6 protein-coding genes are annotated in these 11,716 nt (G+C 38.3%); 3 read left to right on the top strand and 3 right to left on the bottom strand.

The genetic code is table 11. The annotated features are described in order from the left end of the window. Nucleotides 1-752 precede the first annotated feature (752 nt). Nucleotides 753-2,240, bottom strand: a complete 1,488-nt coding sequence (gene gspE / locus CDA10_RS13165) for a type II secretion system ATPase GspE (RefSeq protein WP_089606033.1) — start codon at nt 2,238-2,240, stop codon at nt 753-755. Between the two features lie 99 nt (nt 2,241-2,339). Between gspE and CDA10_RS13160 the strand changes: the two genes are divergently transcribed. Together CDA10_RS13160 and CDA10_RS13155 are read left to right on the top strand one after the other, a co-directional pair. Continuing rightward, nucleotides 2,340-3,161, top strand: coding sequence for a hypothetical protein (locus tag CDA10_RS13160; RefSeq protein ID WP_089606032.1), 822 nt, complete (start codon nt 2,340-2,342; stop codon nt 3,159-3,161). A 16-nt stretch (nt 3,162-3,177) separates the two neighbouring features. Further along, nucleotides 3,178-4,116, top strand: a complete 939-nt coding sequence (locus tag CDA10_RS13155; protein ID WP_089606031.1) for a mechanosensitive ion channel family protein — start codon at nt 3,178-3,180, stop codon at nt 4,114-4,116. Between the two features lie 353 nt (nt 4,117-4,469). On the opposite strand, the gene CDA10_RS13150 is transcribed toward CDA10_RS13155, so the two are convergent. Then, entirely contained in the window at nt 4,470-8,006 is a 3,537-nt protein-coding gene (locus tag CDA10_RS13150; protein WP_089606030.1) for a DUF2339 domain-containing protein, read from the bottom strand. A 165-nt stretch (nt 8,007-8,171) separates the two neighbouring features. Here CDA10_RS13150 and polA point away from each other — a divergent pair, with 165 nt between their 5' ends. Beyond that, nucleotides 8,172-10,937 (top strand): DNA polymerase I, encoded by a 2,766-nt coding sequence (polA, locus tag CDA10_RS13145; RefSeq protein WP_089606029.1) that lies wholly within the window; start codon nt 8,172-8,174, stop codon nt 10,935-10,937. Nucleotides 10,938-11,143: 206 nt separating this feature from the next. Here the strand turns inward: polA and CDA10_RS13140 are convergent, their stop codons facing one another. Then, complete coding sequence (locus CDA10_RS13140; protein WP_089606028.1) at nt 11,144-11,713, bottom strand: YggT family protein; 570 nt, start codon at nt 11,711-11,713, stop codon at nt 11,144-11,146. Nucleotides 11,714-11,716 lie beyond the last annotated feature (3 nt).

Raw genomic sequence — 11,716 nt, 5'->3', positions numbered from 1 at the left:
ACACTTTAAATGGGTTCTAACAAAAACATTTCGCATAAGCACCATTATGTTAAATGGAGTTAGATTTGTGATTTTTTTCAACTTTAATTATTTTTGCCCTACGTAAATTATTTTTGTAATCCTTATTACGCTGAAGTGTAAAACAAAATTTATCGTTTATATATAATTTATTAAAATCTAACTTATGCTTTTTTATATCATTTCTGAAATAAAATTCAATATTATTATCAAATTGAAAGTAGTACACCTCAGCCCTTCTTCCTCTAGAACTGGATGTTGGATCAATACCTTTATAAGTGTAAGTAGCACATAATATTTCAGAACTCATATATTTAGGAGGCGGTAATAATCGATTATATTTTATGCAAAAAAACAATGTAGGAATAATAAATAAGAGCCCTAGGCCATATAGTGGCTTTCTAAAAATTATTAAAACTAAAGAAAAGAAAATAAATAAGATAAAACTTACCCACGAGAGATAGTAATAAATAGTTATCATAAGAACTCATATTAAATTGAAAAAAAAGATTGTCCTCTTTTTTTTAAAGATCAATGATCTTTAAATTTTCCTGAAATTAACATAATACACCTTATGCGAAATGCTTAAACTTTTCCTATAAGCATCAATATCTTAGTTAAAGCCGCTCCATGGTTCAGCGCACTGGAGCGGCTTTCCTGTCATTATTCACGTTTCACGCCTAAGTATTTGATCATTGTTCCACAATTTTAGTTAGGTTAAGAAAATAAACACATCACTCCGCCGCTTCATTCGTCACACGTAAAACCTCTTCCATCGTAGTTTTACCTGCCAAAACTTTACGTAAACCATCATCACGAATCGAACCTGATTCTTTACGTGCATAATCCTCAAGCTCATACTCCGCTGCATTTCCATGAATCAAACGGCGCATCTGCTCATCAATCGGGACAATTTCATAAATCGCAGTACGACCAGTAAAACCCGTATGCGAACAATAGTCGCAACCATTCGGTACAGGTAATTGTAAATTCAAATCTGTGCTTACAGGTCTAAAAACATCTTTCTCAAATTGATCTGTATCACGCCATGTATGGCAATGCGAACACAAAGTTCGTACCAAACGCTGTGCAATCACACCAATCAAAGAACTAGACAATAAGAAAGGTTCAATACCCATATCTTTTAAACGAGTCACTGCACCAATCGCAGTGTTGGTGTGTAGCGTAGATAAAACCAAATGACCTGTTAAAGACGCTTGAACTGCAATTTCTGCGGTTTCCAAATCACGAATCTCACCGACCATCACCACATCAGGATCTTGACGCAACATGGCTTTTAAAGCACGTGCGAAAGTCATATCAACTTTGGTATTGACCTGCGTTTGCCCAATCCCTTCAAGTTGGTATTCAATCGGATCTTCGGCAGTGAGAATATTCTTCGAACCATCATTTAAATCAGACAAAGCCGCATAAAGTGTTGTGGTCTTACCTGAACCTGTAGGGCCAGTCACGAGAATAATGCCATGCGGACGATGAACCAATTGCGTCAATCGTTCATAATCATTATTCATTAAACCCAAATGCGTCATATTCAAACGCCCAGCTTGCTTATCGAGCAAACGCATCACCACACGTTCACCATGCGATGACGGTAAAGTCGAAACACGCACATCGACCTCACGTCCAGCAAGACGCAAAGAAATACGACCATCTTGCGGAACACGCTTTTCGGCAATATCCAGTTTCGCCATGACTTTAATACGTGACACCAATAACGGTGCAAGTTCACGGCGTGGTTGCACAATTTCGCGCAATTGACCATCTACACGTAAACGCACAGATAGTTTCTTTTCAAAGGCTTCAATATGAATATCGGAAGCCCCGACTCGAATCGCTTCAGACAATAAAGCATTGATCAAACGGACAATGGGTGCATCATCTTCCTGATCCATCAAATCTTCAGTTTCAGGGACTTGATCTGCAAGGCTCAATAAATCTGGATGATCCTCCAAACCTGCGGCCACTTGCTGAGATTCCCCAGTTTCACCTGCGTAGCTTGAACTGAGCATATGATTAAACTCAATTTCACTACATAATTGATGTTGTGCTGTACGACCAAGATAGCGACGTGCTTCCTGAATCGCAATTTGTGCGGTATCCTGACGGCGAACAATAAAAACTTGATCACCCTCATAACGCAACAGCACTCCATGCCGTTTTGCAAAACTATATGGTATTTGTAATTGTTTAAGGACTTGCATTACAACTTATATTAATGATTAAAATTGCTTTGAGTGTACTCTATGCGTATGACAGCGTGAAGTCTGTTTTTGAAGATTTAATGAGAAGGATGAACACTTTTGTCTAAAAAGAATGAACATCTAGAGCCAGAGCTCCCTAATTTAAAATGGTGGGGAGAACAACACTTTGAACTTTCGCAATGCAAAGCATGGCAATTTGGCTCAATGATGCTACGACTCACACGTGGTTTACAAGAATGGCGTTTGGAATACTATCGCCCGCATTTTCAATATGACTATGAACAACAATGGCATCAAATTAATGATGTCAATTTTGGATTTCCCGAACCTGTACATGTTGAACGCTATATGTTTAGGGAAACGCATAATACATTCCAGTTAATGCCACGTTTGGCAGATCGTTCTGTGGTGATCCGCCCTGTCGATCCAATTTATATTCCTGCTGGACAACGTGGAACATTGTATATCAGTACCCCGCTTTGGGTTTCTGGTTTTGTGCAAGCGCAAAAAGAACCGTTGTTTGATATTCCAGTCATCCAACCTAAAGATACTTGGTTTGGCCCTGATCATCGTAATGGTGAAATGTGTTATGCCTCTTCTGTAGATGGTCGCACAGAACTTAGTTTGCTGCGCCCACGTGCTTTCCGTGCAGTAACACCGATTGATTTTCACAATGTAAGTAACCATCAATTGCGTTTTGACCGAATGAATGTTCCTGTTCCTGCTCTTCCCCTTTTCTATAGTGAAAGTACCAAACGACTTTGGACATCACAAATCAAAGTATTGTATGAGGGAAGTGACCGCCCTGCCCGTGTCAGAATCGAAAATCGCACTCCTCCACTCGCAGGTGAAGTGACTTATGTACATCCACCACGCTCTCCAGGTGGCGCATTGTTCAATATGTTTGATTCATTCTTCTAAGGGCTGAGGTAAAAATATGGCTGAATCCAATATTCCCAAAGATATTATAGATAGTTTGAAAGGCGTATTTACCAATGTAAATGTTGATCGCTTAAGCGAAATTGCAGTTGCTTTGGTTTTATGTTTTGTCGGTTTTGTTCTGGCAAGAGTGGTTTCTAATACGTTCATTCGAACTATTGGTGTACGTTTTAATGCACATCAACGATTGGTTTGGCGTAGAGGTATTTTCTATTTTATTTTCTTACTGTTTGTCATTGCCAGTTTAAAAGAAGCAGGCTTTAAACTCAGCGTATTCTTAGGCGCAGCAGGTATCTTGACGGTTGCTTTAGGTTTTGCCTCTCAAACATCTGCATCGAACTTGATTAGTGGTTTATTTTTGATTGGTGAAGGTTCTTTTGAAGTCGGCGATACCATTCAACTCACGCTAATTCGTGGGCATACCATTGAAGGTGAAGTGATTTCAATTGACCTTCTTTCAGTCAAGCTTTTAACCTTAGACAATGTTTATGTACGACTTCCCAATGAACAATTGATTCGCGCACCTGTGCATAATTTATCCAAATTCCCTATACGGCGACTCCCTATTATTGTTCCAATTAATTTTGATGAAGATATTAACAAAGTCCGTGAAGTTTTGATCAACATTGCAAATGCTTATCCATTGGTGTTAGCTGACCCCAAACCACATGTCACTGTTTCTGCCTTTGGTGAATCTTCAATTGAAATCCTGTTTGCTCTATGGTGTAAACAGGACAATTATTTACAAGTCAAAGATGAAATCCACGAGTTTATTCGAAATCGCTTTGTTGAGAATAAAATTGAAATCGCTGTACCTAAAATTGGCTTTGTAGATCGACCAACACCAACTACAGCAACATCAGTCAATGGTGATATTGACGACTATGCCAATGCTCAAGATTTAAAACTTGAGAAAAAACAGGATAAGCAGCTATAAGGTCTAACAAAGATTATTTTGAAGTAACCATAGCTTAGCAATAAGAAAAAGCCCTATATTAATAAGTAATACCAATCAGTTAAGAGTAATTTAGTCGTTACTCATCTAAGAATCTCCCCTAACCCCTCTTTAAAAAAGAGGGGAACTATTGAGAATTTAAAAATAATTTTAGATTCCTACGCAGCAGTGCTGCTCCTCCTTCCTTTATCAAAGGTGAGGAGCGTAGCTCCGCAAGGGGGAGGATTTAAAAAAGCTTAACTGATCAGCATTGTTACACAATAGGGCTTTTTACTATCAGAAACAGCAATCTTTAAAACAAAACACTGTGCAGAAACACCATTTTCAACTTCACTTTAGCCTTTATTTTCAGTACTCGAATCTTTGGGTGCAGGCGGTAAAGGTGCAAAATAACCAATCACTAACATTACCAAACCACTTCCAATAAACGAGACAATTCGAGTAATGGTATGTGTATGCGATAAATCTAAGAATATTAATTTAGCAATCACCAATGCCAATACTGCAATACCAATCATCCATACATAACGTAAGGCTTTTTTACTTGCAAAGGTGGTCAGAACAAGGGCTAAAACCACCCATAAAATCGTTAAACTGGCTTGAACTGTTCCGTTCTGCCACGCTTCAATTGACCAATAAGGAAGCTGTAAATAATGATGTAAACTGCGCAACAGGATACTACTGATCAACATCAAACCTGTGAGTATCACCACAGCCATACTGGCTATTTGCAAACTACGCTGTTGCCCTTCCAAAATCGGTTTTATTGCAACGATGAGAATAATAAATAAACCGATACTCAAAATATCGATTGGATTCAACAAGGTCACATAACTCAGATTCCAATCCCCATTATGAAACAGGCTGACAACCCATAAACTCACTAAAGCGAGTCCAGCAATAGCAAAATTACCAATCCAATAATCTTGTAAGAATTGTAATGCTTTAATTTTTAATGATGCGAGCAACACCACGATTGGGAATAATAAAAGCAGTGGTGTGAAAGACAGCTCATTCGATGCAATCAGACCACCAAATACTGCTAGAAGTAAAACAGCGCTCAACATTAAAAATTGCGCCAGTACTCGATTGAGTTGTGCAGTAAATACTTTTAAAACAAAGATAAAAGCAACACACCAAGTCACAATCGTCATGAGCATCGACAAGTGATACTTAGCGGACATTGCCCATAACTGCAAGTCATCTACCACAAACAAGCTCACCAAAGCGATTTCCACTGCGCTGAAGAGTAATAATGCAACCGTAAAAAATAACCAGACATGATCCAGTACACGTTGCTTAAAGCGATAAATAACCGTCAATATCCCCCACCAGACCAACATCGGCAAGCCAATACTACGTAATTCCCATGACAGAGCATCAAACAGTTGATACGCCAAATACGGCGTAAACATGAATGAAATAAGCAAACTGATACAAGCAAAGATACGATCTGTTGACATTGCCATAGGTTGAGTTTTATACCTCAACCAATATGCTGAAACAGCCAAACTACAGATTAATAATGTCGCTGCAAAATAACGTAATGGATCGTCATTTAAAATTGCCACGACTACGGATAATGCACTTGAAAATAGCAGAATCGATGCAAAATTTCTCAAACTTACAATTGCATAACGACTGGTGAATATCAGCATAGATAAAGCTTGAACAGTCCACCACAATGAAACAATATCGGCCTGCCACAGCATCACAGGAATCAATGCAAAGTAAAATAATCCACAACCCGCAAACAACTGAACCGCTGCTGAAATCTGTCGCTGTACTTGATGTATTCGCCATGCAATCGCGATTGCAACAATAGTCAAAATCGACATCAATATTGTATTGTGATCGAGTTGATCCATTCTGTATAAGGTGCAGCTATAAACCAGCACAACAAGTTGCAATGCGATAAACCCAATCACTTGAGTCATTTCAATCAATGATTTGAAAACTGATGTGCTTTTAGCTTGTGTAATAGAGCCTGATTGATCATTTTCAGCAATGCTTTTTTTAGAAAATGATTTAGAGGATGATTCATCCAATTCAGGTGTATGAAAAATATACAAGCTCAACAACAATGCAAGACACAAGAATGTGACTGCAACAAGGCTGATATTCTCGTCGATAAAAATGCTTTTAAACCAAGAGCCTGTACTTAGTCCCAATAAAACCAAACCAAACAACACACTATTTTTAAGCTGATGACGGCAACCAATCCAAATCAAAGCCAGTGCTTGAACTGCCCATCCAGTACTTGTCCATTGCGCATTAAATGCAAAAGGTAAAACCAAAGCTAGGAAAGTCAGTCCTAAACCATAGAAGCTTTGAATCAACAAAGTCAGTGATTGATATTTTTTATGTAAAGCATAACCAATAGCAAAATAAACCAATGCCAGTACAGCACTCGCGAAACTCAAACGACTGGCGCTGTGATAGACCAGTCCTGCATATAATGTAAAAGCCATAAACGGCGTAGCAAAAATTAAACCTGTATCGATTAAAGGTATATTTTTAAAAGCAATTTTATATTTTGAAATGTTTAAGCTGTAGCGTATAGAAATAAATAGATATAAAGCAAAATGTAACCAAACTAAAAGTGTTAACACCGCATATTGTTCAGGCTGTGCTTTCATCCAAATACTTAAACCACCGACTCCAAATGTCGCCAACAGCGAAACAGTATTCAAAATTCGCCACGGTTTAAAGAATGCAATCACTGCAAGTGCTATATTTAAAGCCAAATAATAGCTGAATAATGCAGGAATATTATTGCTTCCTGTATTTAAAATAAAAGGTGCAACAAAACCACTTCCCAAAGCAATAAAAGCCAAAATTAATGCATTCTGTCGTAATGCTAAAAGTAAGGTTATTGCTAATAAAATGATCAGTAAACCATAGCTCACTCCGATCGAAGTGATCACAGACAATTTAAATGCGCTGAATAGCACTAAAAATAGAATGCCCAGCCCCGCCCCTTGCACACTAATCGCATAACCATAACGTTTATGCCTTAGTCGATAGCCAATCACTGTCATGACTATACCTGCAACGGCGATCCCTATCATTTTACTGCTTAAAGTCGGTTGCCAATATTCACTGGCAAAACGCAGTAATAAAATTATCCCGATTAACAGGATAATAATCGCAACCCGAACAATACTATTACCGCCCTTAAACCAATCAACAAAAGCACTCCATAAAGAAGTCATGCCTTTTAAATCTTTGAGCAGATCACTGTCTTTTAACTGGCTGTCTTTGAATAAGGATTGTTGTTTTTGTTGCGAATCAGAATTGTTGTTGATTTCTAAATCAAGATTGGATGATGGCGATGTATCTAAAGGAGAAGATGCAAAATCGATATGATCGGATAAATTAGCATGCGCTTGCGGCACATCTACATCAGTTGTTGCTAGGCTAGAGTCATTTACATCATCAATAACGTTAGAGTGATGTCCCAATGAAGTTGAAATTTTTATAGGTATTGAACTTAGCTGTGTCGGAGATTCAACATTAATTACGTTATTTTGTTCGAATTTTTCAATATCATCTACTTTAACTTCGGCAGTTTGAGTTGGTGATTCAACTGCTTTATTACGTTTCTGCGCCTCCAATAAATCCTGAATCTGCCTTTGCTGAAAACGAATCATATTTTGCTGTTCAGACAATGCTCTAAACACAAAAATAAGAATAAAACAGAAAAATACACCTATGCCGCACACCCATCCTTGCTCATCTATCGCAAACATTGCCAAGATAAACCCTGCCAGTGCAAATAGATTCAACTTAGCTAGCCAGCTATAACGATTTGACCTGTTGCTGCTGGAATTAAAATCTTGATGGCTATTTTTTTCTTGTTGTGAATGCATAGATTTCCTTAATCAGCTGTTTATAGATTTAAATCGCAAATTATCAAATTAATTATACATTTTATAGAATGCATCATATTACATTGTGTTTATTCACAACACCCTCTAGTTAGTGGGTATTTTCAATGTACACTATACCCAGTTTAATCAATTAGAGAAATTGCCATGCCACCATTTGTATTGGTCGATGGGTCATACTTTTTATTTCGTGCCTTTCATGCACTCCCACCGTTAACAACATCAACTGGATTACAGACCAATGCAATCCGTGGCGCAATTTCCGCCATTCAAAAGCTCATGCGCCGTATTCAACCTACGCATATGGCGGTTATTTTCGATACGCCAGAACCTACTTTTCGCCATGAACTTTCACCGATTTATAAAGGTGATCGTCCAAGCATGCCCGATGAACTTGCCCAACAAATTCCGTATTTACATGCCTTAATCCGTGCATTGGGTATACCTTTACACATGCTACCCGGTGCAGAAGCTGATGACATTATCGGTACATTGGCCAAAAGAGCTGAGAAAGAAGGTTATCAAGTCCTGATTTCAACAGGTGATAAAGACATGGCGCAGTTGGTGACTGAAAAAGTCACCCTTGAAGACAGCTTTAAAGATAAGCCAATGAATATTGAAGGTGTTATTGAAAAGTTTGGGGTACGTCCTGACCAAATTATCGATTATTTAACCTTGATGGGCGATGCATCAGATGGTATTCGTGGTGTTCCGGGTGTAGGTGCAAAAACTGCCGCTAGGCTCTTGAATGAGTATGATTCAATTGGTGGTATTTTAGAAAATGTTGATAGCATTAAAGGCAAAGTGGGTCAAAGCATTAAAGACAATGTTGAAGGAATTGCACTAGACCATCAACTGGCAAGTATTATCATCGATCTTGATTTGAATCTCACTTATGAGGATTTAAAACTGTGTGATCCTGACGTTGAAGCATTGCGTAATTTGTACACTGAACTTGAATTCCGTAATCAATTGCAGTCTTTAGATCACCCAAATAATCCTAATAATGGCACTTATCAACAAGCCTCTAAGCAGATTGAAAAATCAGTACAAGCCACTGATGCAGAAATTACCACTGACCATGCGACCAGCAGTAGCGTTGATGATCACCTAGGTGAAGCCAATTACCATACAGTTTTAAGCCAAGCAGATTGGGACAGATTATTTCAGCGTTTAAGCACTGAAAAACGTTTTGCCATTGATACTGAAACCACAAGTTTAGATTATCGTATTGCCGAAATGGTGGGTTTTTCTGTTGCTTTCGATGCCAACGATGCTTATTACATTCCTTTGGCGCACGATTATGAAGGCGCTCCTGAACAGCTAAATCGTGAAGTTATTCTCAAACAAATTAAACCTATTTTAGAAGATCCAAAAGTTGAAAAGATTGGTCATCATTTAAAATATGATGCACATATCTTTGAAAATCATGGCATTCATTTACAAGGTTGGTATTTTGATACCATGTTGGCGTCGTATGTGTTGAATTCAGTTGCAACACGACATGGTATGGATGATGTTGCTCGAGTTTATTTAAGTCACCTAACCACAACCTACGAACAAGTTGCAGGTAAAGGTGCAAAACAGAAAACCTTTAATCAAATTGAACTCGAAACAGCAGCACATTATGCCGCTGAAGATGCGCATGTGACTTATCGTCTTTATGAGGTTTTAGACCGTAAACTAAAAGAAATTCCTGAATTAAGCAGTATTTTGCATAATATCGAAATGCCTGTTGCCCGTGTTTTGACTACCATGGAAGAAAATGGGATTGAACTCGATCTAAACTTCCTTGACCAATTGAGTGTGGATTTTGCTGAGACCATTCAAAATTTAGAAAATCAAATCATTGAGATGGCTGGTGAATCATTCAATGTAAGCTCACCTAAGCAAGTCGGCGAAGTGTTATTTGAGAAATTAGGTTTAAAAGGTGGTAAAAAAACTGCGACTGGGCAATACAGTACTTCTGAAGCTGTTTTAGAAAAAATTGATCACCCAATTACCTCTTTAATCATTGAGTATCGTGGTCTAACAAAACTTAAAAGCACTTATACAGAAGCTTTGGTTAAACAAGCCAACACAGACTCACATCGTGTGCATACCAGTTACCATCAAGCTTTAACGGCAACAGGTCGTTTATCTTCTACCGATCCAAACTTACAAAATATTCCTGTTCGTGAGGAAATTGGTCGTCAAATTCGTAAGGCCTTTATTGCACCAAAAGGTCGTGTGCTGCTTGCTGCCGATTACTCGCAAATTGAATTGCGTTTAATGGCACATTTTTCACAAGATGATGCTTTGGTTGATGCCTTTAAACATGGTCAGGATGTACACCGCCGAACTGCTTCTGAAGTTCTAGGTGTCGTACTTGAAGATGTGACCCATGATCAACGTCGTCAAGCTAAAGCAGTAAATTTCGGTTTACTTTATGGCATGTCTGAATTTGGTTTGATTCGTCAACTTGGTTTTACTCGTGAAGAATCTCAAAACTATATTAAGCAATATTTCCATCGCTATCCGGGTATTTATGAATACATGCAACGTACCCGTCAAGTCGCTTTAGAACAAGGTTTTGTTGAAACCATTACAGGCCGTCGTCTATATACGCCTGATATCGATGCTCGAAATATGATGGTGCGTAAAGGTGCAGAACGTGCGGCGATTAACGCGCCACTACAAGGTTCTGCGGCTGAAATCATTAAAATGGCGATGATTGAAGTCGATAAAATCTTACCGCAAGATCAGGCTAAACTCCTACTTCAAGTACACGATGAATTGGTGTTTGAAGTTGATGAAGCGATTGCTGATCAATTAGCAGAACAAATCCAAGATGTGATGCAAAAAGTAGTGACTTTATCTGTACCTTTAGTGGTTGAAGTCGGTAAAGGCAACAATTGGGATGAAGCACACTAAGCGCTTTAAACCCCTTCCTCCTCTTAAAAAGAAGCTTGTGAAGTGCAAACCCCTTCCTCCTCTCAGGAGGAAGGTTGGGATGGAGGCGCTTTAAAAAAGGTTGAGATAAAGGTCGTTAAAAACATCTTTACTGGCATATCAAAATAATTTTTCAAACAAATAAAAAAGGACTCAATCGAGTCCTTTTGCAATTCTAAATCAACAAATTAAAGACCTGTTAATAAAACCTTGGCAACTTCATTCATCAAAATCTCTGCAATATACAACGCAAGGAATGCCAAAATTGGAGATAAATCAATCATTCCCATATTTGGCATAATCTTACGAAACGGTGCTAATAATGGTTCTGCAAGCTCTTGAATCACTTCAATATAAGGCGATCTAGACTGAGTAAACATCACCACCCAGCTTAAAATAATCGTTGCAAAAATTAAATAACGACAAAAACGGATTAAATCCTGAATCATCGTGACAAAAGTCAAAATCAGCAAATGTACAGGACTATTTGGCATTGCCCCTTGCAAATACATCATGCCAAAAATTTTAAGTAAATAGAGAACCACAACTAACACTAAAGCGGCAGTATTTACACGCCCCTTTGCAAGTGTTGGAAAAATGCGGCTAAATACATCCACAATTTTCGTTGCTTTTACTGTCGACATAACCACTGGGTTATATGGACTTACCATCGCCAATTGCATTAAAAAACGGAAGAATACGAGCAAAATCGCTACGTTAATAATAATGCCAAAAATCTGCGCAGAATTTGCACCCATATT

It is taken from the genome of Acinetobacter piscicola (genome assembly GCF_002233755.1).
In the GTDB taxonomy this organism is placed as follows: domain Bacteria; phylum Pseudomonadota; class Gammaproteobacteria; order Pseudomonadales; family Moraxellaceae; genus Acinetobacter; species Acinetobacter piscicola.
This window is presented reverse-complemented; position numbering and strand designations above follow the sequence as displayed.